Raw genomic sequence first — 25,835 nt, 5'->3', positions numbered from 1 at the left:
AAGCGATAGACACAAAAAATATTTTATGCTGAATTTTGCGGTTGAGCAAAATAAAGCGATAGACACAAAAAATATTTTATGCTGAATTTTGCGGTTGAGCAAAATAAAGCGATAGACACAAAAAATATTTTGTGCTGAATTTTGCGGTTGAGCAAAATAAAGCGATAGACACAAAAAATATCTTATGCTGGATTTTGCGTGTTAGCAAAATAAAGCGATAGACGGAGGGTAATTTTAGGTGTAGAATTTTGTAGTTTATAAAATAAAGTCTGCAATTCGTCTTTTCTTTACAGTGTCTTATGCTGAATTTTGCGGTCGAGCAAAATAAAGCGATAGACGGAGGGTAATTTTAGGTGTAGAATTTTGTAGTTTATAAAATAAAGTCTGCAATTCGTCTTTTCTTTACAGTGTCTTATGCTGAATTTTGCGGTCGAGCAAAATAAAGCGATAGACGGAGGGTAATTTTAGGTGTAGAATTTTGTAGTTTATAAAATAAAGTCTGCAATTCGTCTTTTCTTTACAGTGTCTTATGCTGAATTTTGCGGTCGAGCAAAATAAAGCGATAGACAGGAAATAATTTTAGGTACAGAATTTTGTAGTTTATAAAAATTAAGTCTGCAATTCGTCTTTTCTTTACAGTGTCTTATGCTGGATTTTGCGTGTGAGTAAAATGAAGTGCTAGACGGATGATAATTTTATGTGCTGAATTTTGTATATAAGAAAAATTAAGAAATAACCATTCGTATAATATTTTAATTTTATAAAATACAGATATAAATTCTAAAAAATATAAAATAACAATTTACTTGACAAAAAGAAATAAAAAATATAGAATTAAATTAAGCAAAATTATTTAGAGTTAATATAATAAAAAGACAGGAATGGCGGTTCCTGTCTTTTCTTTTTCAAGGCTAGTTGCTTATTTATTTCTGTCTAACCATTTGCAAATATAATAAGCCGTTATACTTGCCATAACAGAAAAAATAAAATTATTTAGAGTTAACATAATTCCACCTCCTCCTATTGCTAGGTATCGGTAAAGCAACACTAATATTATAACATAAAATAAAAGTAAAATAATAATTTGCTTGACAAAAAGAAATAAACAATATAGAATTAAATTAAGCAAATTAGTTATTGTGAACACAATAAAGAAGACAGGAGGTCAATCCTGTCTTCTTTTACATTTTTTATGTAATGTTTTGTGGCTAAGCAAAGCGAAGCGATAAATACAAGAAAATTTTAATTTTATAATAGATGAAAAAGATAAAATATAAATTATTAAGTATAATAAAAATATAAGATATATTAATATAGAAATTTTAATAGGTATATTAGATTAGCAATTTTATAATTACAGGTAAAAATTATAATATATTGACTATTAGTTTTCAAGAGGCATTATATATATTTATAAGTAAATATAATCTTCTTAACAGTTAATAAAAATAATATTTATTGTATAATAATATAAGATTAAAATTAAGGAAGAATGTTATGAGTATTTTTATCGAAAGAATAGACGATTTTACAAAAGAAAAAAAATATCCGCCAACACCAAGTCAGTGGCAAGCTATAGGTATGAATGGTTGTGATATTTTAGTTTCTGCTGCTGCTGGTAGTGGAAAAACGGAAGTTTTATCAGAAAGAATATCCCGCAAAATAGCTTGTGATAAATGGAATATAGATAGGTTATTAGTTTTAACATTTACGACTGCGGCAGCAAAAAATATGCTGATAAGAATAGAAAATAAAATAGAAGAAAGATTATTAAAATCTGGTAGTAAGGAAGATTTACTCCATCTAAAAAATCAAAGATTATTAATGGGAGATGCTAAGGTTACAACAATAGATAGTTTTTGCCTAAATGTATTGAAAAAATTTTATTATTTAGTTGAAGAAAGCGTGGCAGGTAAAATAAGATATTTATCACCAAATTTCAAAGTTTTATCTAACAATAAAATTTTATTAAAAGATACTGTTGATTACACAATAGAACAATTTGCCCATGAAGATAAAAATTTATTAGATGTTTTGTTTGAAGTATTTGACAGTAAAGAAAAAATTATGACTTTTTTGATAAATTTCTATACAAAAATGCTAACTATTCCCAACTATAAAGATTATATTAAAAATAATTTAGTAAAAAATTTAAAAGAAGATACTAGCTATCAAGACATATATACAAGATTAAAAAGTATTAATACAAATAATATTTTTGAAGAATTAGCAACTATCCAGCAAGCTGTGTCAAGTTTATTAGCAATAAAAAATAAAGAAAATAATTTAGATTTTGCAAATTTAAGTAAGGAAAGACAAGATTTTTTTAATAAGCAAATAAAAAATTTAGACCTAGATGAAAGTTTTAATAATAAACAAGTTTTAAAAGAAGTTTTAACTAGTATCTTGCTTGATATAGAAAATAAAGATGTAGGAGCTGTGTATAATAAAATTTTGCAACTGTTAGATTTTTTAGAAGCAAAAGTAAAAATAGAATTATTATCCCTAGCTATTCCGAAAATATTATTGACTATTGATGACAATTTTATTTTGGAAAAACGCACACAAGGATTTTTAGATTTTTCTGACTTAAATCATCTAGCTATTAAGGCTTTGGAAAAAAATATTGATGGCAAAAAATATCCGACAGAAGCAAGTGAATATTATAAAAAATTATTTTTAGAAATATATGTAGATGAGTATCAAGATAATAACGACTTGCAGGAATATATTTTAAATCTTATTAGGGCAGAGGATACTTATTTTTTCAGAGTGGGAGATGTTAAGCAGTCTATTTACGGTTTTAGGGGTTCAAATCCAGACTTATTTGAAGAAAAGTACCAGACCTTTACTAAAATTTCTGATTTGATAAGTGATAATGATTTTGACGTTAATAGGGAATACAAATTCGATAAAAAACTCAAGGGAGTTTATGTTGTCCTAAAGGAAAATTTTAGAAGTTATGACAATGTTTTAAAATCAAGTAATTTTATTTTCAATAGGTTAATGTATAAAAAAAATGCAGGGGTAAGCTATGACAAAGACAGTGCCTTGTATTTTCCTAGCGTAAAAGAAAAAGAAGAACAAAGAATTGCTACCCATATTTTATGTGCTAGACCAAAACAAAAACTAAATAATGAAGTTATTATCCATAATATTGCTAGGGAAATTTCTCACGGTATCTCACAGGGAAATAATTATAGCGACTATGCAATTTTACTTCGTAGTGCCTTTAATATAAAAAAATACAAGGAAATTTTAAATTCTTATGGCATACCAGTATATTTTAAAGAAAAAGAGGGGCTAACCGAGTCGCACAGTTTTAATCTTATTTTAAACTTGATAAGATTTTTAGATAATCCGTCTTTTGATTATGCCTTGTCGGTCTTACTTCATTCATCTATTTTTAAATTTAGTAATGAGGACTTATTGAAATTATCCTTACTAGACGGAAAAAATCTTTATGAAAAATTAAAAATTTCTAAGGAAGAAAAAGCTAAATATGCCTTGAGTATGTTGCAGAGATGGTTGAACTTTAGTTTTAATTTCAAGCCTATAGATGTAGTCTTGCAATTTGCAAAAGATATTGATTTTATGGAATATATGCGAACTAAGGATATGGACGATACAGAAATTGATTATTACGAAAATTGTTTAGATATTATAAGAGAAGCTAGTAATAATATTAATCTTAGCTACACTTTAAAAGTTTTAAATGATATTAGAGAAGCTGGCGAATATGATACAAAAAGAAAATCTTCTAAAAATAGTGTAACAATTTCGACAATACACATTTCAAAAGGTTTGGAATACGAATATGTTTTTGTTGCAGAGTTAGAAAAAGAAATTAGTAAAAAAGATTATAGCGATAAAATTATTTTTTCAAGAGACTTAGGTTTGAGTATTGATGAAAAAATGTGGTATCCAGCTACTAACAATAAAAATTACTATTTAAACAGTTTATTTATTAAGAAAAAGTCTTATGAAGAGGAAATTCGTAATTTATATGTGGCACTAACAAGGGCTGTAAAAGGTTTATACTTAACGACAACAGCAGAAATAAATCTAGGTGGGGAAGAAAGTTTAGAAATTAATGATAAGGAGCAGACACTTGCAAAATTTGAAAGTGTAAAAAGTTTTGCTGATATGCTAAATATAGTGGCATCTTATTATGATATGGATAATTTAGCTGATGAAACAGAAGAGGATAGCTTGTTTAAAATTTTTGAAATTGATACAGTAGCAGAAAATGAAATAACAAGTGAAGATGTAAATTTTGATTTTCTAAATGAAGAGGTAAGTTTAGAAATAGCAGATTTAAACTTAGCAAGTTCTAGTCAAATAAAAAATGACACCTATCCAGCCAAAACTTCCTACTCAGCCTTAAAACAAGCTAACAATAAAACAAAAATCTCTCAAAAAGAAAAAAATGAATATTTGCTTTTAAAAAATCTAAGCAAAAAAAATAAGGCTAGCCAAGCCATAATGAAGGGAAATATTATTCATAAACTTTTTGAAAGAATAGTAATAGATTTTAGAAATAATAACTTAATTTCTGATATAAATTCTTATCTTGCTAGTTTGCTAAAAAGTTCAGATGATTTTTTAAATATTAAAGAAAAAAGAATTTTGAACCTAGAAGAATATGAATTAATAAATAATGAAATAGATATTAATTTAATTTCTACTTTTATAAATAGTAGGGTTATGGATATGGTAAAAAAATCTGACAGACTTGCCACTGAAATTTCATTTACCAGCCCAGCTCTAGCAAAAGAATTATTTAAAAATAGTAGTAGTGATATGAGTGTGATATTGCAAGGGGTGGTGGACTTGTTACTAATTGAAGATAGTAATAATTATACGATTATAGATTATAAAACGGATTATGTTACAGAAAAAACAGGTTTGAAAATTTTAAAAGAACGTCATGGAGAACAATTAGAACTTTACGCCCAAGCGGTTAAAAAATATTACGGAGCAAATATAAGTGTCAGAAAATATATTTATTCATATATATTAGGTCAACTTATAGAAGTCTAGTAAAATATTAAAATTAGACAGAAAAAATTGATTATGCTATAATTCAAGGGGTAAAAATTTTTGGAGGCTAATATTGGATACTATTAAATTTTTAATTGATTTTGTTTTGCACATAGATAGACACTTGAGCGAATTGATGAACACATATGGCACTTGGTGGATGTATGCAATTATATTTTTAATTATTTTTATTGAAACTGGCGTGGTTTTTATGCCGTTTTTACCGGGAGATTCTTTACTGTTTGCTAGTGGTACCTTGTGGGCTACGACAGGGAATAATTTTTTCATGCTTTTATTCTTGTGTCTAGCCGCGGCGGTAATAGGAGATAATTGTAACTATTTTGTCGGTAGAAATTTTTCAGATTATCTAAAGAAAAAATCTTGGTTTAAAAAATTCGTAAGTGATAAAAATTTGGAAGATGCAGAAAAATTTGTTGCTAAACATGGCGGAAAATCAATTTTTCTAGCAAGATTTTTCCCAATTATTAGAACGATTGTCCCTTTCATAGTTGGTGCAGGAAAAATGGAATACAAAAAATTTAGAATAATAGATTTTTTCGGTGGGCTAACTTGGTGTAGTTCATTTGTTACTGTGGGCTATCTATTTGGCAACATAACTTTTGTTAAAGAAAATTTTTCTTTGCTAATTATTGTAATAATATTAATAAGTTTAATACCTCTACTTGTTGGAGTGGTAAAAACAAAATTAAAAAAATAAGCTTGCAAGCATTCAGAATTTTTTCTGGATGCTTATTTTTTAAATTAAAATAATTTCTCAAATTTATATTTTATTAAAAATAAAAATTAAGAATTGCTAAATAATATTGAAAAAGGTTACAAGTAAATGTTATAATAGAAGAAATAAATATAAGGAGAATTAAATATGCCAAGAATAGTTGTTAAAGGAATGCAAAAAGCTGACTTAAAAGCTGTGAGTACAGAACTTTTAGAAAGAGTAGAAAAAATTATAGCTAGACCCAAGAATGCTTTTACGCTAGATTTATTAGAAAGTGTCGCTATCTATGACGGCCAGGAAATTTCTCGTGTCTATGTAGAAGTTTCTTGGAAGAGTAGACCTGTTGAAGTTTGCAAAGAAGTTGCAGAGTCTATCAATAATATTATAAAAAAAGCTGGTTACGAAAAAGTATTTGTTTACTTCAAAGATTTAGACTTAGAAAAAGAGTTTGAATTTTAAAATCTTAATTTAAAAATCTTGTCTTGTACAAGATTTTTTTATTTTGCAGTAAATTTTATTTTGCAGTGAATTTTTATTTTATATAAAATTAATAATTTTTTTATTTTTTCCTGTAAAAGTCTAAAATAATGAAATTTCATAGCAATATTTTTTTTATTATGTTATAATGAATATGGATTTTTAAGAAAGGAAGAAAGAAATATGAAAAATAATTTTAATGATAATGACCTTCTTGATAATGATTTAAAAGTAAGAGCAGAAAAAAATAACAAAGAATCATATCAAGAGCTATTAGAAAAAATAAAGACTAAAGTCGAAGCAGAAGCTACAAAAGCTGTAATGGAAAAAAATGATTTTGAAGAAACACAAATTATTAACAGAGAAGAATTAAATAGGGCCTTAGGTCGAGCTAATGCAAAAGAAGAAGAGGTTATAAAATTTAATAATGAATTTGTGGCTAATGAAAGTGGTAATTTTTTAGAAAATAATGAAACTCCTGACCAAAGACCAAAACCAGTGGTGGAAGTTTTGGGCATAAAAAAACGTATCGGTATAAAAACAATAGTTGAAGATATAACATTTGATATGTATCCAGGAGAAATTATTGGTTTACTTGGCCCTAACGGAAGTGGAAAAACAACTATTATGCGTATGATGGTTGGGCTGACAAAAATTTCTAAGGGGGACATTTATTGTTTTGAAAAACCACTCGGTATAGGAAAAACTAAGATGCTAGCAGAAGTTGGTTCGATGATAGAATCACCAGAATTTTATAACTACATGACAGGCTACGCCAACTTAAAACAAATCGCCCGAATTTCGGGCAAGTCAATTTCAAAATCTCGCATTAAAGAATTATTAGAATTTGTCGGTCTAACAAAAGTTGCTCGCAAAAAAGTAAAAACATATTCTCTAGGTATGCGTCAACGTTTAGGTCTAGCCCAAGCCCTACTACACGACCCGAAAGTTTTAATTTTAGATGAACCGGTAAACGGACTTGACCCACAAGGTGTTCAAGAATTTCGTAATAAATTACGAGATATAGCTTCGACGGGAGTTTCTATTATCATCTCATCTCACCTGCTAGATGAAATCGAAAAAGTTTCTGACAGAATTATAGTTTTAGAAAAAGGACGCATCATTGCAGACGACACACTAGAAAATATCTGTGGAGAAGAGGTAGAAAAAACTCTTATCACAACTTACGATGATGACAGGGCAGAAATCTTAGTTAGAGATGTAGATCTTGCTTATGAACGTAGCGAAGAAGGATTCGTATTTGAAAATATTTCTAAAGAAGACAAGGCTAGAGTAATTTCATACTTGGTTGGAAATTATGTAGAAATTGATACCATTAAAGTAGTTAGAAAAACTTTAGAAGAAAGATTTTTAGAAATAACAGGAAAAGGAGGACGATAATATGAAATTATTTATTAATGAGTTTGCAAAAGATTATAAAAAAATTTCTACATACTTATATTTCTTAATCTCTTTTGCAATTTTGTTTATTGTTAATTTTGCAAATACTAGAGGCGACATTAGCCAAGTTCAAGGGTATCATCTTATTGTAGAACTTTTAAATGTTGTAACAAGTATAAGTTATATTTTTATTTTGATAATGTTTGCTAATAATCTATCCCAAGAATATTCTCGTGGGACAATAAAATTCTTATATTCAAAACCAAAATCACGCTCTAGTATCTTAACGACCAAAATATTCTTAGCCATTTTTAATTATTTCTTATTTACACTTATACTGGTTGCTTTTGATTTTATTTTAAAATATTTTGTCTTTTACAAGGGGAAAATAAATTTACATACAGTCTTTACAGAAAAATTAGGTGAAGAAAACTTTAATAGAATAGTTTGGCAGCATCTAGGAATTATATTTTTAGCATCTCTAGTTACAGTACTATTCTATATTTCTTTGGTTTTATTAATATGTGTACTATTTAAAACGCAAATTTTATCCCTAGTAGTTGTTTTGGTTATGGTTTTAGCTGGAGGGGCTATAAGTGGCTTATCTACATTAATTATACCAAAATTTGAATACATAAAATATATCTTTACTAATATTCAATCTCTTCCTAGTTATTATATAAGTTTTAACGGAAGAACTATTATTGAAGAAGCATTTAAACTTAATGGTAGAAGTTTATTATTAATGGCATTAGCTTATACAGTATTTTTCACTCTAGTTTCATATATAGTGAATGCGAGAAGAGACATTACTTTAAGCTAAAATACTACAAAGGAGTCTTATATTGAAAACTACTTATAAAAAAATAAATAGAATAAAAGATATACTAGGAATAAATGGTAATACTTTAGTAGCTAGCTATAATAATTTCGATAATGATATTAGTAAAATTTCTCTTGATAATAAAGATTTAGATACACAGATAATTAAATTTTTAAAGAAAAGTAAAAATGAAATAATAAGTGATTTAAAAAATAATAAATTTGTTAAGGTTAAAAGTTGTATGGGAATTTATACAATGTTTTTAGCCAGCGAGGAAAATGCAGAGGAATTTTTTATACTGTCTCCTCACTTAGAAAGTTATATTTCTGTTGAAGATTATCAGGAAATGTTAGCCAAACAAAATATTATTATAACTGACGAAATTATTTCTATCTTGTTTTCTGTTGGCGTAATAACTAAGAAAAAATTTAATTATCTACTAGAATTAATATCTGACCAAGAAGATATAGATTACTTAAATGCTGTGGCAATTTATACGGATAATGGCGTAAAAAATTCTAAGAAAGTAACAAATAAAAAATACCATATTAGGGAATTACTGAATAATCGCGGAAAATTTAGCAAAGATATTTACGAGGCTGTCTATAATGGCGATGTAACGAAAATTGCTATGATTTACGACTTGAAGATTAAAGAAATTGGTCAAGCAGCATTTGAATTGGGGTTTAGTAGAACTAAAGAACAAAGATATTTTTTAAATGACGTTTTGTATTCTGCCCTGTCGCAAAGTGAAGCAAATTCACTTGATGTAGATGTTATGTGGATCAAGGTTAAAAACAAATTAGATAATGATGATTTCTCAGAAAATATTGTAAGAGGATATAGTATTTTAGTTGATAAGGAAAAATATAAGGACAAGCAACCGGTTGTCCGAAATTGCATAGCCTACATTAATGAACATATTCGTGAAAAAATAAACTTAGATAATATCAGTAGTGAATTAGATGTAAATAAGAGTTATCTATCATCAGTCTTTAATAGAGAAATGGGTTATAGTATAGTTGACTACATTCACGAAAAAAGAATTTCTAATGCCCAGTACCTATTAAAAAATACAGATTTTTCAATATCAGAAATTGCAGATTATATAGGATATTTTGATACAAGTTATTTTATAAGAATATTCAAATCACTTGTAAAATCTACGCCACTAAAATATAGGGAAAATTCCAGATATTTATAATAAATTTAGTGAAATAGATAAATAAATATTAAAAAAGGCTATACTTTTTAAATAGTATAGCATTTTTTATGAAATTTTTTAGTAGGAAAAAAATAATTTTAATAAAAAGGCGACTATTTAGTCATCTTTTTTCTGTTTATAGTCTACATACAGTTTTTTAATGATAAAATTTAATGTTATGCTTAAAAAATATAAGCCCAAAATAGTTAATAAGATTTCCACTAAATATTTTTACTATAATAATTGAAAATATTATTGCCAATAATGTTAGTTTTATATTAGTAGTAGTTTTTATTTTTTTGAATAATATTTTGAATAAAGTAATGATTTTAGTGTTATATAAAATATAATAAATAAAATTATAAAATTAAATATTCTATTGCTCTTGCCAATGACTGCATTTATAAGCATAATGATATTCTCCTGTGTGGTAACCTTGATATACTGTAGGTATCCAGTCTACTTTACAAGTTTAGATAGTCTAAGCAGTTTAAGTAATACTACTTATGGTGAAGTAAATATTAATCAATTTTTTATTTTTTCCTTTTTTTAATTATACTAAAAATTACAGGAGTAACTAAAATATTTATGATTAATAAGCTATGAGCTATTAAATTAGCATATTTATATGATGAGCTAAAGAAATAAATTGTAACTAAAATACATATAATAATATTAAATAAAAATATCTTTTTTTCTGTATTATTTAACATGCCCAATTACCCGCTGCACCAATGATAGTTCCTACCGTTGCTCCAGTTATACCTACCACCCAGCCTGCCGGACCAGCTCCAGCTAATATTCCAGCCCAAGTATATAAAGCAGTAGAAGCAACACTTAAACCAAACATAGCGTTAGAGCAAGCATTTCGAAATGTATAGATATTATTTATCATATTATTTTTAGATGTATTTCTAATTTCTTTTATAGTATTAGTCAAATCTCCATCACCATTTTCTTTTATAAAATGATCGTTTAAATTAGATATATATTGACTTATAATTATATCGTTTAATGGGCTATTTATTTCTTTAAGTCTTTGGTTAAGAGATGGATCATTAGTAAATTGAAATCTATATATGCCACTTTTCTTTTGTAATTTAATATAGTCTTTAATTATTAATGCTTCTTCTATATCTTTATTAGATATTTTAATTTGTGGTTTTTTTTCAGCCTTAGCCACATTATCATAATTACTAACTAAAGCAGAGATTGGCGTGATAATTAAGCTAGATGCTAACACTGCATTAGCAAATTTTAATTCTCTACTCATTTTAATTATCCTCCTTTATTGATAAAATTTTAATTTTGAAATATTGTGATCACTTCTATTTACATTTTTATTATATCATTAAGAATATAAGAAAACAAGGTCTATCTTTTTTTAAAAATATATGGTATAACAAGGGGGATTGCGGTTGCAAAACAAAGAAATCATTTCTAAAAAATAATAAAATTATTTTTTGTTTAATATTAAAATTTGAGTTTGAGAATTAAAAAAAGACGACTATTTGTCGTCTTTTTATTTATTTTTTATTTTAGTGTATAATTTTAATATATATATATATAATAGCTACAATTATTATATGAAAAATTACTGTTATTAAATTTAATTCTTTTTTAATATTATATAATATAATATTTCAATCGTTATTGATATTATACTTATTGAGATATAGTGTTTTAAAAAGTTACCCATTATTTATGTAGTCCCAAGTTAATTTTCCATTTTTAAATAAAGTACAACCATATTCTTTACTTCCATAAGTTTCTACTAATTTACCGAAAACAAAACTGCAAGCCCATCCCATTAAGGGACCAACAGCTGCTCCCCATCCTCCAGTTATTCCAGCTCCAATAACTCCACCAGCAACTGAAGCAGATATACAAGCAATTTTACTACTAAATAAACAAGCCCAACTAAAAGCTACTTCTTTTCCTTTAGACCTTTTATTTAATTTAAAATTTTTTTCTTTATTGTTATTATCTACTGAAATAGAGAATGAATTATCAAAATCTACACCATTCCAAGAATATAATTTAAAAGTTTTATCTTTATTTTTTTCTTCTGTTTGAGTTGAAACAAATTTTATTTCAGGTGTTTCATCTGTATAAAGATTGTAATAAGTGTTATCTTCCTCGCTAAAATAATTTATTATCGCTACTATTTTTTCATCATCTACTATTTGGTATGCTGATAAAAATTTCATATTATTTAAATTTAGATATTTTTCTATATCTTTGAAATTTTTTAATTGTTGATAGTTATTAAATTCTTTTATTTTATTATTTTCTACTTTAGCAGGGCAAATTGGGTTATCAGCCTTAGCCACATTATCATAATTACTAACTAAAGCAGAAATAGGTGTAACTAATAGACTTGAAGCTAAGATTGCCGATAAAAATTTTTTGTGTTTCCTAATTTTTATTGCCTCCTTTTTTTTAATTTAATATATTTATTTGCAAGAAAATATATTTTAAAATATTTTAGTACTAAGATATATCTTGCAGCTTAATCATAGCATATAAACATTATAAAACAAGGAAAAAAAGACTGAAAAACACCGCTATATTCATGAAAAACAGCACTCTGTTTAATTAAGATAAAAATATAAATAATACAGGAAAATTAACATCAGATTATAAAGTTTTCATGACTATTAAATTAAAGTAAAATTATATAGTAGACTTTTAAAATTAAACTGTATTAATTAAAAAATTTTTTGATTTATATTTATAATTTAAAAAATTTTTATAAACAAATAAATATAAATGTTTTATTGACATACAGGTTAAAATAATATACAATATTTAGGTGAATTATAAATTTTAATTCGCAGCTTATGTATTTATAACATAGGAAATTAACAATCAACTTAGACTTTTTAAATTCGGAGGGAGGGAAGTCCAATGTCAAAAACTGTAGTTCGTAAAAACGAAACACTAGAGGACGCTTTACGTCGTTTTAAGCGTGCTGTTTCTAAAAACGGTACAATTCAAGAAGTTCGTAAACGTGAGTTTTACGAAAAACCAAGTGTTCGCCGTAAGAAAAAATCAGAAGCGGCTAGAAAACGTAAATTTTAGTTATAAAACGCAAAATTTATTTTAGAAACTAAAATCTAAAGATTTCCCTCTTTTAGATTTAATAACCTTAGGAAATTTCCTAAGGTTATTTTTATTTTTCTCTTAAAATTTTTATTTAATAAAATATAATTAAAAATATTTTGTTCGTTATTTTAATAAAAAAATAAATATTATTTTCTAAATGTATGTATTTATGCTATAATAATCTTGTATAAAATATACAAAATATAATTTATAAACTTAAAAACAAACTTTTAAAATTTATATTTATTAGGAGAAAATTTATCATGACAAAAAGACGTGCTTTACTTAGTGTATCGGATAAGAAAGGATTAATTGATTTTGCTAGAGGTTTAATTGAGCAAAATTTTGAACTTGTTTCTACTGGCGGAACTTTTACCGTTCTTAAAGAAGCTGGGATTGAGGTAAAACAAGTATCAGATATTACAGGATTTCCAGAAATTATGGACGGGCGTGTAAAAACTTTGCACCCAGCAGTACATGGAGGTATCCTAGCTAATCGTAGTTTAAATCACCACTTAGACGCTATTAAAGAACATAATATTAAACCTATTGATTTAGTCTGTGTTAATCTTTATCCCTTTAAAGAAACTATTGCAAAAGCAGATTGTACAGAAGAGTTAGCTATTGAAAATATTGATATCGGCGGACCAACCATGTTACGTTCAGCTGCGAAAAATTTTAAAGATGTTATTGTTGCTGTTGCCCCTGATGATTATTCGGTAATTTTAGAAAAAATTGCTAGTAAAAGTGATGATTATGACTATCGCAAATCTTTAGCTGTGAAAGTTTTTGACCACACTGCAAGTTATGATAGACAAATTGTAAATTATTTTGTTGATGATAATATTGAATTAAGCTACACAAATAAAAAAACTTTACGCTACGGAGAAAATCCTCAGCAAAAAGCATATTTTTATAGCGACAAAAAGCCAGCTGCTAATACAATAGCAGGAGCTAAGCAGTTGCAAGGAAAAGAATTATCATATAATAATATTCGTGATGCAGATGCGGCCTTAGAGGTTGTAAAAGAATTTTCACATCCAGCAGTTGTAGCCGTTAAACACATGAATCCTTGTGGTGTTGGAGTTGGAGAAAATATTTATGAAGCCTACACTAATGCTTACAAGGCTGACCCAGTTTCTATTTTTGGTGGAATTGTTGCCCTTAACGAAGAAGTAAATAAGGAAATAGCAGAGGAGATGGTAAAAATATTCTTAGAGGTAATTATTGCTCCTAGCTATTCTAAAGAAGCCTTAGAAGTTTTACAAGTTAAACCCAATTTACGACTTTTAGTGTGTGAAACTACAAAAACACAGGCTAATACCTTGCAATATGTTTCTGTTTCTGGTGGTTTGCTAGCCCAAACAGTAGATAGTTTAGGACTAGCAGATACAGAATTTAAGGTTGTAACAAAGAAAAAACCTAGCCCTGAAGAAGAAAAAGCATTTGAACTAGCTTGGAAAGTAGTAAAACATGTAAAATCTAACGCCATTGTTTTGGCAACGAGTAAATCTACAATAGGTATAGGTGCCGGTCAGATGAACAGGGTTGGTTCTGCAAAAATTGCCTTAGAAAAATTAGACGGACAGGATAATGTTGTTCTTGCTTCGGACGGATTTTTCCCTATGGGAGATACGGTAGAACTGGCAGCTAAATTTGGCATAGGTGCAATTATTCAACCTGGAGGTTCTATTAAGGACCAAGATTCAATAGATGTAGCAAATAAAGAAAATATTGCTATGGTTACAACAGGTATAAGACATTTTAAACATTAATTTTAAGTTTTTAAACTATTATTTTAAAAATAAATTTTTTCCAAAAGGAGTTTGTGTATGAAAGTATTGGTCATAGGACGTGGTGGACGTGAACACGCACTTTGTAGAAAAATAAAAAAGAGTAAAAAAGTTGCTAAGGTATTTGTTGCACCTGGTAATGACGGCATGAGAAATGATGCTACATTAGTAAATATTGCAGAATTAGATTTTGAAAAATTAAAAGATTTTGTTAAAAAAGAAAAAATTGATTGGCTTATAGTTGGTCCAGAAGAACCTTTGGTTAAGGGAATTTATGATGAATTAAGTCCGCTAGTTAAAGTTTTTGGTCCTGATAAGTACACGGCACAAATGGAAGGGTCTAAGTCTTTTGCTAAGGAAGTTATGACAAGATTTAATGTACCCACAGCCGCCTATGAAGAATTTACAAATTTATCTTCTGCCTTAGACTATGCAAAAAATTCTAAGTATCCTCTAGTAATAAAAAAAGACGGTTTGGCAGCTGGTAAGGGTGTGGTAATAGCTAATAACTTTGGTGAAGCAGAGGAATGTTTAAAAAATTTTTATGGTGAAGATATTTTTTGCAAGATTGTTATAGAAGAATTTTTAGAGGGAGAAGAATTTTCTTTGATGGCATTTGTTAATGGAGAGATAGTTATTCCTTTTGATGAGATTGCCCAAGACCACAAAAGAGCCTATGATTTTGACAAGGGTGCTAATACTGGAGGTATGGGAGCATATAGTCCTGTTCCTCAAATTAGTAAAAAGGATCGCAAGCAGGCTATTGATGAAGTCTTACTTCCTGTGTGTAGGGGTCTTGCTAGTGAAGGAACTTCTTATCATGGTTTCTTGTACGCTGGACTAATTGCTAGCCAAGATGGTGTTAAAGTAATTGAATTTAATGCAAGATTGGGCGACCCAGAGGCACAAGTTTTACTTGAAAAAATGGATAGCGATATTATGGAAGTTATTGAAAAAATTTATAACAATGAAGAAGTAAAATTAAAATGGTCAGACGATGCAGTGTGTGGCGTAGTTTTGGCAGCAGAAGGTTATCCAGCGTCTTATCTTAAAGGAATTGAATTAGAGAATTTTACTTTAAAGGATACTTGCTATGTTGCCGCCTTAGAAGAGAAAAATGGGATTTGGTTTTCAAATGGTGGCCGTGTTTTATTAGTTTACGGACGTGGTAAAGACATAAAGGAAGCCAAAGCAAATGCTTATAAGGCGATTGATAACCTATCCTTAAGTCCAAAATTATTTTTTAGAAAGGATATAGGAGATAAGGCGATAAAATAAATTTTGATTTGTAAGTATAGCAAAAGTAAATAGCTATTTAGTGTCGAAATTTTTTAATATGAATTTTAATTTTAACCTAATTGAATATGAATTTTAATTGCTGCTAGAAGTTTTAAAACTTTTAAAATTGAAAATATAACTCAAGATATTCACTACATATCTTGAGTTTTTATTTTGTAATTTTCTATTTTATTTTTTAATTTTATAAACTTAGATATATTTTTAATTTTAAAGTTTATAAATATAATTTTTATACTATTAATATAGCAATAAAATATCCTAATTATTTATAATATTGTTAAAAATAAATAAGACGCAAGTTATATAAAAAACAAAAAGATAAGTTTTATTGAGGTAGGTAATACGGGGACTGCTATTCTTGCTGGAATTATAAAAAAAAGATTTGGTTAAATTTCATTGAGTGAATTTGATATAAATGAGAAAAAATTATAAAGTTTAGCTTTTATAAGTGCTGTAATAGAGGGGAATAAATGCTACTAAAAAGAGAACAGACTTGAGTGAAAATTAATTTTTACTTTTTATCTAAAAAATAAAAAATAACAGAATAAATTTATATTCTGTTTTTTATTGAATTTATTTTTTATATTAAATATTACTAAAAAATAGTGCAGATTTTTTATCTGCACTATTTTTATTTTTAAATTATGCTTCTAATGCTGCGTATGCATCGTTAAGAGTTTTCTTAAGAACATCAGCAGAATGTTTCATTTTAGCTAATTCATCTTCTGTAAGTTTTAATTCTACTACTTCACGAACACCTTCACGTCCGATAATAGCAGGTGTACCGATATATAGCCCTTCTACTCCGTAGTGACCATCGCAGTATCCAGATACAGCAAGTTCAGTATTTTCGTCACGTAAGATAGCTTTTACTATTGTCAATAATGAAATACCGATTGCATAGTATGTAGCACGTTTACGGTTGATAACTTCGTAAGCGGCACGCATAACTCTTTCTTCAATATTTTCAAAATCAGCTAGAGTAAATTTATTAGTTGATTCTAAGAATTGATTGAATTGTTTTCCGTAAACATAAACGTTAGACCAAGCGGCGAATTGAGTATCACCGTGTTCACCTAAGATGTAACCACGAACACTGTTAGGAGCTATATCTAATACTTCACCTAGCATGTAGCGGAATCTTGAAGTGTCAAGTGTTGTTCCAGAACCAACGATTTTGTTTTTAGGGAATCCTGTGAATTTTTGTAATGCGTTAGTTAATACATCAACAGGGTTAGAAGCTATAACGATAACCCCGTCAAATCCAGAAGCTACGATTTGCTCAGACATGTCTTTAACTACCTTCATATTTTTGTCAACAAGGTCAAGTCTAGTTTCACCTGGTTTTTGAGGTAGTCCACCACAGATTACAATAACATCTGCATCTGCACATTGTTCATATCCACCTGATGTAACTTTAATAGGTGGAACTAAAGCTCCAGCATGGTTTAAGTCCATTGCTTCACCTTCTGCTTTTTCTGCGAAGAAATCAATTAAACCTAACTCTTCGCATAAACCACTTGAATATAATTGATATGCAAAACTCATACCTACCATACCAGCACCTATTAAAACGACTTTTCTGTTTTTAGCTTTCATAGAAAACTCCTCCATTATTATAATTATAAATTTTTATTTTTTGAAAATTAATGAAATTATTAATTTCCTTATGAATTAATTATAGCACATTATTTTAAAAAAAGAAAGCGAAATCAAAAAAAAGATAAAAATTTTTTAAAATAAAATAATGAGTTTAAATTTTATGCTTTTTACTTATTTTTTCTATTTAAAAAATGAAGCTAATTTAATTTTACTTTATATAATTTATATAAGAAAATTTGGTAATATTCGAAATATATTTTACTTGAGATAAAAAAATGGTTTATAATAAATTTTTATTTCTTAATACTAGACTTTATAAGTTTTATTTGTTAGAATTATTATATTGATGAAAAGGTTTCAATTTTACAAATTAAATATTAAATAAAACAAGATTGAGGAGTGATTATATATATGGGAGTATCAACGATTTATGACGTTGCCAAGGAGGCTAAGGTTTCTATGGCTACTGTATCTAGGGTTGTTAATAATAATCCTAATGTTAAAGAAGCGACAAGAGAGAGGGTAAAAGAAGTAATTAAAAGACTTAAATATACTCCGAATGCAGTTGCAAGAGGTTTAGCTAGTAAAAAAACTACAACTATTGGGATAATTTTACCAGATATTTCAGACTTGTCTTCTTCTGAAACGGTTAGTGGAATTGAATCAGTAGCCAATATGTATAAATATAATGTTATTTTAGCTAATTCTTCTAGTAGCAAAGAAATAGAACGTGATATTTTAAATTCTTTTATGAGTAAGCAGGTTGATGGAATTTTATATGTGGGAGATTCTATGCCTGAAAGCACTAAGTCTTATTTAGAAGATTTGGACGTACATTTAGTTTTATCTGGGAATATAAGTACAGATAATAAATTTTATTCTGTGAATATTGATTATGAAAAGGCTAGTTATGATCTAACAAAAGAATTTTTAGAAAAAGGTCGTAAAAAAATTTCCTTGATAATTAGTTCCTACAATTCTCAAAAAGCTCAGCGTATTATTAGTGGTTATAAAAAAGCTCTTTCTGAATTTGCTATGGAGTTTGATTCTAGTCTAATTATTGAGGGTTATAAAACTTATAAAGATAGTGAAAAACAAGTTTTTGTACGTTTGAAAGATTTAGGGGCAGAAGTAGCAATCACCATGTTTGATGAAGCGGCTTTAGCAATCTTGCATCAAGCACAAGATTTTAAAGTTGCAGTTCCTAAAGAGTTAGAAATAGTTTCTTTTGAAAATACTAAGTTGGTAGATATGACAAGACCAAAAATATCAACAGTATTCTGTCCGATATTCGATATTGGAGCAGTATCTATGAGAATTTTAACAAAAATTATTGATATTGAAAAAGCTAAGAAAAAAGATAAGGAATTTGACGAGGGAGACTTAGAAGAAATTAAGGCTAATAATAATCAACTATTCCTACCACATAGAATTATCCACAGACAAACAACAAAATAATAAATTATCTAAGCCCCAGCAGAATTTTTGCTAGGGCTTGTCTTATTTTAATAAAAATAAATTTAATAATCTAATAAGTAAAATAAAAAATTTTTTGAAATTACAATAAAATTTGAAAAATAAGAGTATAATAAAAAACAAGGAAGTTAAATTCCTTGTTTTTTATTAACCTAAAACTCCGTATAATTAATTTATATATTTTATTTAAATAAAAAGCTAACAAGACCTTAAACTATTTTTCTAAAGTATTGCTAGTTTTTAGAAATTTATGAATATATACCTACTTAATAATAGCTAGTTTTTTATTCTTTAGGTAGTAGTAAGTAAATATCAGGGAAAGACCAGTAACTAGCCAAGTAGCTAAGTCAGCAAGACATATTGCTAAATAACCGTAAGTTCCTGTGAATAAAAAAACGACGATTACTCGCATAAGTAGTTCTATTATACCTGCAAACATGGCAGTTATAGCAAAACCGTAACCTTGTAAAACATTTCTATATAGTATTAGGAGTGCTAAAATAGGATAGCCCCAAACTACCGTATGAAAATAAGTAGTCGTAGCTTTTATTAGTTCTGGATTTTTTTCTTCTGTAAATAAGTTTGCGACCTGTTCACCAAAAGTTATTATTAAAAATGCAGCAAATATACTTATAGCAACAGAAATTAGGGCTGTGTAATTTACCCCTTTTGTAATTCTTGTGAATTTTTTTGCTCCGAAGTTTTGGCTGGTGTAGGTAGCCAAGGCACTACCCAAAGCCACATAAATATAGAGTACTATATTTTGAATACGAATTGCAACGCTAAATCCTGCTATGTGTTCTGTTGAAAAACCATTTAAAAAACTTTGAACTACAATTACACCAATTCCTGTAAAAGAAAACTGCATACCCATTGGTATACCCTGTAAAAGTAAATTTTTTAATAATTTTTTTTCGATAATTTTTTCTTCTTTTTTAATTCTTAATTGAGGGTATTTTATTATTATAAAGATGTAACAAGTTATGGCAGCTATTGTTTGACTAATAATAGTTGCAAAAGCAGAACCAACGATACCGTATTTTAAAATTGCTACAAAGATATAAACCAAGCTGGCGTTACTAACAACAGAAATTCCTAAAAATATAAGGGGTGCAAAACTATTTCCTATACTTCTTAATATTCCAGCAAATAAATTATAAAATAAATTGGCGATACATCCCAAATATAAAACAAGTAAAAAATTGTGAGTCATATCAAATAAATTTTCGGGAGTATTCATAAGTTTTAAAAAGTAGCCGTTAGTAAGTGATAAAATCATACTAAAACTCAAACCGACAATAATACATAAAATAATAGAATTATAGGCATATTTTCTAAATTTTACAAAATTTCCTGCACCGAAACTTTTAGCCATATTAATACTGAAACCCTGGGTAATACCGATAATAGAACCTATAACAACAAAGCTGACAGTAGAAGCAATACCTATAGAAGCAAGAGCCTCTTTTCCGACATACTGACCTAAGATTATCGAGTCAATAATTAGGTAGAGATTTTGCATAAGTCCACCAATAAAAATAAACAAAGCAAAGTTTAATATTTGTGGCAAAATTTTGCCTTTTGACATATCATTCATAAGCTACCCTCCAATAAAAAGCACTCAATAATTTTATACCTAATAACAAATAAAATCAATAGTAAAATAGGATAATAAGAATTTTATTAAATAATTATTTAATTTAAAACTCTTTCAAAGTGAAATTATTACATTTGTCATATTTTTTTATTATATCCTGTACTGAAAAATAATTTTATTTTTTATTACAATGTTTATAAGGGATAAAGCAAGGAGGGAAATTATGTTATTATCTGTTAAAAATTTAAGTAAAAAAATTGGAGATAAGGAGATACTAAAAAATATTTCTTTTGATGTGAAGGCTGGTGAGTGCCTTGCCCTGATAGGACCTAACGGAGCAGGAAAAACAAGCCTGTTCAAACATTTATTGGGTCAAATGCAGGCTTCAAGTGGGAGTATCAGAATAAGCAATAAAGAAGTTTCGGATATAAGTTTAAAAGAAGAAATTGCTATTTTGGGGCAAGAAAATTCTGTGCCGAAAAAGTTAAAAGTAAGAGAATTAATTGAGTTTTGTCAGACCATTTATAAAAATCATCTTTCTTTAGCTGAAATAGATGCCATTTTAAATTTTTCTTCGGAACAAAAAAATCAGTTGGTTAGTAAATTATCCGGAGGTCAAAAGAGATTTTTATTTTTTATTTTGAGTTTGATAGGCAAGCCTAAAATTTTATTTTTAGATGAACCAACTTCTGCCATGGACACTGAAACTCGAATACGTTTTTGGGAAATAGTTAATGACCTAAAATCAAAGGGTATGACAATTATTTATTCTTCTCATTACATAGAAGAAGTTGAACACACAGCAGAGCGTATTTTGGTATTAAATAAGGGAAGTTTAATAAAAGATACAAGCCCCTACGCTTTGAAATCTGAAGACTTAGAAAAAGAATTTACTATTCCTAGCAAATATCTACCACTTATAAAAGAAATAGAATTTATTAAAAACTTAGAAATTAAAAAAGATAATCTTGTTTTTAATACAAAAAATGCAGATGAGGTTTGGAATATTTTAAAAAATTCTTGTAGTCTGAATGAAATAGAAATACAAAATCGAACTTTACTAACGGCAATATTTGAAAATACAAAGGAGGGGAAATAAGATGACTAGTTTTTCAGCTTTATTAAAAACAGAGTGGCTTTTATTTAAAAGAAATTTATCATTATTTATTATGGGAATTGGTCTGCCTGTCATGATATTTCTACTTATGTCGTCTATCTTGACAAAATCTTATCCAGCAGAGATTATTCCCAATGTAATAAAATATATTATGATAGCAATGTGTATCTATTCTAGTATTTCTTTTTCTATAATATCTTTTCCTATGATGGTTGTTGAAGATAGGAATACAAAATGGTTTGATTTTTTAAGTATGAAACCTATTAAGATTTGGCAGTATTATCTGGTTAAAATTTTAAGAATAGTGGCTAATTTTGTTATTGCTATAATCTTTGTTTTTTCTATCGGTTACTTTGTTAAGGGGGTAAAACTTTCTGCTAGTGAATGGTTGATTTCTTTTCTAATTATTCTATTTGGTTCAATTTGTATGATGGGAATTGGTTTTTTATTAACACTGTTAAGAACTTCTGAACAGGTTGCAGCTTTTAGTAATATTATTCTTATATTTTTATCCATGATTAGTGGCTTGTGGTGGCCTATAGATACTTTTCCAGAATTTTTACAAAAAATAGCAAAATTAACACCGACTTATCATATCAATAATATGGCAAATGAATTTTTAAATAAAAAAGCCTTTGCTAGTAACTCATTTTTCGTCTTAATAGCCTATTTTTTCGTCTTAGTTTTTATTACCCTACTACTAAGAAAAAGATATAGGGCTTAGTAAGTTTATTGTGGTATAATTTAGGAAAGAATTTTTTAAAGAGGTACTTATGAATTTATTTTCTGTCTCAAAAGAAAAATACAGTTTAATGTTTTATATTTCTTTATTTTGGCTAATTTTTCCTTTTTACTACACCTATACAGGTGATTACCCTGCTTATATGTTTTACTTAACAGTTATAATGGGATTTTGCTATATCGCTTCACTCTATCTAGAAAATAAATTTATTTCTTATCTTATGTGGAGTTATATGTGCCTTTATTCTTTGGCTAGTGCTTTAATTTTTTCAGTATTTAATAGTATGATGTTTATTTATCATAGTTCTCTGATAAATTATAAGTATAAGGATACCAATATAAAATCTTTTAGACACTTTAGTTTTTTTCTCTGTATAGCCATAATTTATATAAATTACAGCTTATTAAGTAATGCAAAATTTTATGAGCGTTTTGTTGGTCTTGTCCTAGTTACGCTGTGTTTAATTATGCACCTATCCGCTAGACTTAATATTTTAACGGCTGAGAAGGAATATGAAAAATTAAAACACAATGAATATATTAATAATCTTCTTGCAGAAAATGAAAGAAATCGTATAGGTCGTGATTTGCATGATACACTGGGTCATGTTTTTGCAACTTTGAGCCTAAAATCAGATCTAGCCATAAAATTTTTGGAAAGAGGAAAATACTCAGAAGCTAAACAAGAAATAGCAGAATTTAATAGCATAACAAAGGATACTTCAAAACAAATTCGTCAGATAATAAATAATCTAAATTATAGAACTTTAGAAGAAGAACTTTATCTAACCAAAGAAATTTTAGACTTGGCAAATATAAGATTTGAAATTCATGAAAATTTTGCTAAGGGCAACCTATCTCCCACAGAACAGTCAACACTTGCTATGGTACTAAGAGAATGTATCAATAATATTTTAAAACATAGCGAAGCAACTTTTTGTAAAATAACTTTTCAAGAAGATGTAAAAGAATTAGCCTTTTATATAGAAGATAATGGTAAGGGTTTTGGGAATTTGACTGGTAAAGAATTAAAAAGTATCAAAGAAAGAATGATACTAGTAGACGGTAAGGTCGCAATAGAAAATATAAAAAATCCGACACAGATAAAAATAACTATTCCCAAAGGAGTAACAAAATGAAAATATTACTAGCAGAAGACCAAAGTATGTTAAGAGATGCCCTAGCCAAACTTTTACTTTTAGAAGATGATGTAAAAAATGTTATTCAAGCAAGTAATGGTGTAGAAGCCCAAGACTTATTAAGCCAAGATAATTTTGATGTTGCAATACTAGATGTAGAAATGCCGGTCAAGACAGGTTTAGACGTCTTAGAATATATCAAAGAAAATAATATGGCTACCAAGGTAATTATCGTTACAACCTTTAAAAGAAGAGGTTATTTCCAAAGGGCAATAAAAAATAATGTTGACGCCTATGTTTTAAAAGATAGGTCAATAGAAGAATTGATGACTACTATCAGGAGAGTTTTGCAAGGAAAAAAAGAATATTCACCAGAACTTATGGAAAATATTGTTTTGTCTGATAATATTTTATCAGCCCAAGAAATAAAAATATTATTGCTTATTGAAAGTGGTTTGAGCAATAAAGAAATTGCTAAAAAAATGTATCTGTCAGAGGGAACGGTAAGAAACTATATTTCTAATATTCTAAATAAACTTGATGCAAGTAATAGGCTAGCAGCTCTTAATGTGGCTAAAGATAGAGGATTTTTATAAACTTTAGAATGGCGAAAATTTTAAAATTATTTTAAATATAAGTTATCTTTATAAAAACTTTAGAAAAAATGCAAGAGTAAGAAATTATTTCTAATATTCTAAATAAACTTGACGCAAGTAATAGACTAGCAGCTCTTAATGTGGCTAAAAACAGAGGGTTTTTATAATTTTTAAAACGGTGAAAATTTTAAAAATTATTTTAAATATAAGTTATCTTTATAAAAAATTTTAGAAAAAATACCAGAGTAAGAAACTATATTTCTAATATTCTAAATAAACTTTACGCAAACAATAGACTAGCAGCTCTTAATGTGGCTAAAGACAGAGGCTTTTTATAATTTTAAAATGGCGAAAATTTTAAAATTATTTTAAATATAAGCCAAGGTTTAGCTAATATTTCACAAATATAAAGATATAAGTATAATTAAAGGCAAAAATTCTACAAGGTGCAGAGTTTAGCAAAAACACTTTACAAGTTTTAACATAAATTTTATTTTATTCACTTAAAAATTTAAGATATAATTTACTTTATAAAAAACTACCGATTTTATAAAAATCTATAAAACAAGGACTGAACTTTATCTTTTTATAATCAATACTTTAAGAATTGTATAACTTGTAGTTATTTTTAAAATCCCTATTTTTACTAAGATATAGTTTTATAAAATATTTATCTAAAAAATTATTTTAGTACCCTACAAATAATTTCTTGTTAGAGAGCAAATATTTTATAGGACTATATTTTTTTGCTATAATTAGTATGAAATTTATTTTGAGGAGATTTTAATGAAACTTATATCGTGGAATATTGATTCTTTAAATGCGGCACTTACTAGTGATTCTGCTCGTGCTTTGTTATCAAGAGATGTTATTAATACTTTAGTAAAAGAAGATGCAGATATAATTGCAATTCAAGAAACAAAATTATCAGCAACTGGACCCAGCAAAAAACATTTAGAAATTTTAGCTGACTACTTCCCAGCTTATGAAGTAGTTTGGCGTTCATCGGTAGAACCTTCCCGCAAGGGTTATGCAGGAACAATGTTTTTATACAAAAATACCCTGCCCCAACCAATCCTAACTTATCCAAAAATAAATGCACCGACAACTATGGATAGTGAGGGTCGTATCATAACTTTAGAATTTGCAGAATTTTTTGTTACGCAAGTTTACACACCAAATGCTGGCGATGGTTTAAAAAGATTAGCCGAAAGACAAGAATGGGATATTAAATATGCCGAATACTTGGCAGAATTAGACAAGCAAAAACCAGTTTTAGCAACAGGAGATTATAATGTTGCCCACAAAGAAATTGACCTAGCCAATCCAGCTAGCAACAGAACATCACCGGGCTTTACAGATGAAGAAAGAGACGGCTTTAGCAAGTTGTTAGCCCGAGGTTTTACAGACACATTCAGATATGTTCATGGCGACATCAAAGACGTTTATTCTTGGTGGGGACAAAGGGTAAAAACTAGCAAGATAAACAATACTGGCTGGAGAATAGACTACTGGCTAGTGAGTAATAGACTAGCCGATAAAGTTAGAGTATCAGAAATGATTGACTCTGGTGCAAGACAAGACCACACACCTATAAAATTAGAAATAGATTTAAATTTTTAAAATTATAATTTCTTTATTTTATTTTTAATATGTGCTATTATGAAAGAGGTATAATAAAAC

At 27.8% G+C, this 25,835-nt stretch carries 19 protein-coding genes; 15 read left to right on the top strand and 4 right to left on the bottom strand.

Annotation, left to right across the window (positions count from 1 at the left end; genetic code table 11):
* The first annotated feature begins 1,497 nt into the window (after window positions 1-1,497).
* From KMP12_RS00890 to KMP12_RS00865, 6 genes are all read left to right on the top strand, one after another.
* Window positions 1,498-5,043: a UvrD-helicase domain-containing protein gene (locus KMP12_RS00890; RefSeq protein ID WP_215755860.1), complete on the top strand. Its 3,546-nt coding sequence runs from the start codon at window positions 1,498-1,500 to the stop codon at window positions 5,041-5,043.
* Window positions 5,044-5,116: 73 nt separating this feature from the next.
* Complete coding sequence (locus tag KMP12_RS00885) at window positions 5,117-5,761, top strand: VTT domain-containing protein (RefSeq protein ID WP_215755859.1); 645 nt, start codon at window positions 5,117-5,119, stop codon at window positions 5,759-5,761.
* 165 nt (window positions 5,762-5,926) lie between these two features.
* Window positions 5,927-6,238 carry a DUF1904 family protein gene (locus tag KMP12_RS00880; protein ID WP_215755858.1) on the top strand — a complete coding sequence of 104 codons (312 nt, stop codon included), beginning with the start codon at window positions 5,927-5,929 and terminating at the stop codon, window positions 6,236-6,238.
* Between the two features lie 201 nt (window positions 6,239-6,439).
* The gene (locus KMP12_RS00875; protein ID WP_215755857.1) at window positions 6,440-7,657 is read left to right on the top strand and encodes an ABC transporter ATP-binding protein; all 1,218 of its coding nucleotides are present in this window, start codon (window positions 6,440-6,442) and stop codon (window positions 7,655-7,657) included.
* Between the two features lies 1 nt (window position 7,658).
* Window positions 7,659-8,480 carry an ABC transporter permease gene (locus tag KMP12_RS00870; RefSeq protein WP_215755856.1) on the top strand — a complete coding sequence of 274 codons (822 nt, stop codon included), beginning with the start codon at window positions 7,659-7,661 and terminating at the stop codon, window positions 8,478-8,480.
* A gap of 22 nt (window positions 8,481-8,502) precedes the next feature.
* Window positions 8,503-9,684, top strand: coding sequence for a helix-turn-helix transcriptional regulator (locus KMP12_RS00865; protein WP_215755855.1), 1,182 nt, complete (start codon window positions 8,503-8,505; stop codon window positions 9,682-9,684).
* Window positions 9,685-10,390: 706 nt separating this feature from the next.
* On the opposite strand, the gene KMP12_RS00860 is transcribed toward KMP12_RS00865, so the two are convergent.
* Complete coding sequence (locus KMP12_RS00860) at window positions 10,391-10,957, bottom strand: hypothetical protein (RefSeq protein ID WP_215755854.1); 567 nt, start codon at window positions 10,955-10,957, stop codon at window positions 10,391-10,393.
* 418 nt (window positions 10,958-11,375) lie between these two features.
* Window positions 11,376-12,017, bottom strand: a complete 642-nt coding sequence (locus tag KMP12_RS00855) for a hypothetical protein (protein ID WP_215755853.1) — start codon at window positions 12,015-12,017, stop codon at window positions 11,376-11,378.
* Between the two features lie 577 nt (window positions 12,018-12,594).
* Between KMP12_RS00855 and rpsU the strand changes: the two genes are divergently transcribed.
* From rpsU to purD, 3 genes are all read left to right on the top strand, one after another.
* Entirely contained in the window at window positions 12,595-12,768 is a 174-nt protein-coding gene (rpsU, locus tag KMP12_RS00850; RefSeq protein WP_135156913.1) for a 30S ribosomal protein S21, read from the top strand.
* A 287-nt stretch (window positions 12,769-13,055) separates the two neighbouring features.
* The gene (gene purH, locus KMP12_RS00845; RefSeq protein ID WP_215755852.1) at window positions 13,056-14,567 is read left to right on the top strand and encodes a bifunctional phosphoribosylaminoimidazolecarboxamide formyltransferase/IMP cyclohydrolase; all 1,512 of its coding nucleotides are present in this window, start codon (window positions 13,056-13,058) and stop codon (window positions 14,565-14,567) included.
* Window positions 14,568-14,624: 57 nt separating this feature from the next.
* A complete protein-coding gene (gene purD, locus KMP12_RS00840; protein ID WP_215755851.1) occupies window positions 14,625-15,863 on the top strand; it encodes a phosphoribosylamine--glycine ligase in 1,239 nt (412 codons plus the stop codon).
* Window positions 15,864-16,526: 663 nt separating this feature from the next.
* Here purD and KMP12_RS00835 read toward each other — a convergent pair.
* A complete protein-coding gene (locus tag KMP12_RS00835) occupies window positions 16,527-17,483 on the bottom strand; it encodes an L-lactate dehydrogenase (protein WP_215755850.1) in 957 nt (318 codons plus the stop codon).
* A gap of 414 nt (window positions 17,484-17,897) precedes the next feature.
* Here KMP12_RS00835 and KMP12_RS00830 point away from each other — a divergent pair, with 414 nt between their 5' ends.
* A complete protein-coding gene (locus tag KMP12_RS00830; RefSeq protein WP_215755849.1) occupies window positions 17,898-18,944 on the top strand; it encodes a LacI family DNA-binding transcriptional regulator in 1,047 nt (348 codons plus the stop codon).
* Window positions 18,945-19,224: 280 nt separating this feature from the next.
* Here the strand turns inward: KMP12_RS00830 and KMP12_RS00825 are convergent, their stop codons facing one another.
* Window positions 19,225-20,559, bottom strand: coding sequence for an MATE family efflux transporter (locus KMP12_RS00825; protein ID WP_215755848.1), 1,335 nt, complete (start codon window positions 20,557-20,559; stop codon window positions 19,225-19,227).
* A 223-nt stretch (window positions 20,560-20,782) separates the two neighbouring features.
* On the opposite strand from KMP12_RS00825, the gene KMP12_RS00820 reads away from it, so the two are divergent.
* The 5 genes from KMP12_RS00820 to KMP12_RS00800 all read left to right on the top strand — a co-directional run bounded on the left by KMP12_RS00820 (window position 20,783) and on the right by KMP12_RS00800 (window position 25,775).
* Window positions 20,783-21,658, top strand: coding sequence for an ABC transporter ATP-binding protein (locus tag KMP12_RS00820; RefSeq protein WP_215755847.1), 876 nt, complete (start codon window positions 20,783-20,785; stop codon window positions 21,656-21,658).
* A 1-nt stretch (window position 21,659) separates the two neighbouring features.
* Window positions 21,660-22,400, top strand: a complete 741-nt coding sequence (locus tag KMP12_RS00815) for an ABC transporter permease (RefSeq protein ID WP_215755846.1) — start codon at window positions 21,660-21,662, stop codon at window positions 22,398-22,400.
* A gap of 49 nt (window positions 22,401-22,449) precedes the next feature.
* Window positions 22,450-23,556, top strand: a complete 1,107-nt coding sequence (locus KMP12_RS00810) for a sensor histidine kinase (protein WP_215755845.1) — start codon at window positions 22,450-22,452, stop codon at window positions 23,554-23,556.
* On the top strand, window positions 23,553-24,152 hold the full coding sequence (locus KMP12_RS00805; protein WP_215755844.1) for a response regulator transcription factor: 600 nt from the start codon (window positions 23,553-23,555) through the stop codon (window positions 24,150-24,152). Before KMP12_RS00810 ends, KMP12_RS00805 begins: the two co-directional genes overlap by 4 nt.
* A gap of 786 nt (window positions 24,153-24,938) precedes the next feature.
* The gene (locus tag KMP12_RS00800) at window positions 24,939-25,775 is read left to right on the top strand and encodes an exodeoxyribonuclease III (RefSeq protein ID WP_215755843.1); all 837 of its coding nucleotides are present in this window, start codon (window positions 24,939-24,941) and stop codon (window positions 25,773-25,775) included.
* Window positions 25,776-25,835 lie beyond the last annotated feature (60 nt).

Source organism: Gemella sp. zg-1178 (assembly GCF_018790995.1).
Lineage (GTDB): Bacteria > Bacillota > Bacilli > Staphylococcales > Gemellaceae > Gemelliphila.
The sequence above is the reverse complement of the archived record's forward strand: the minus strand, read 5'-3'. Positions and strand labels throughout refer to the sequence as shown.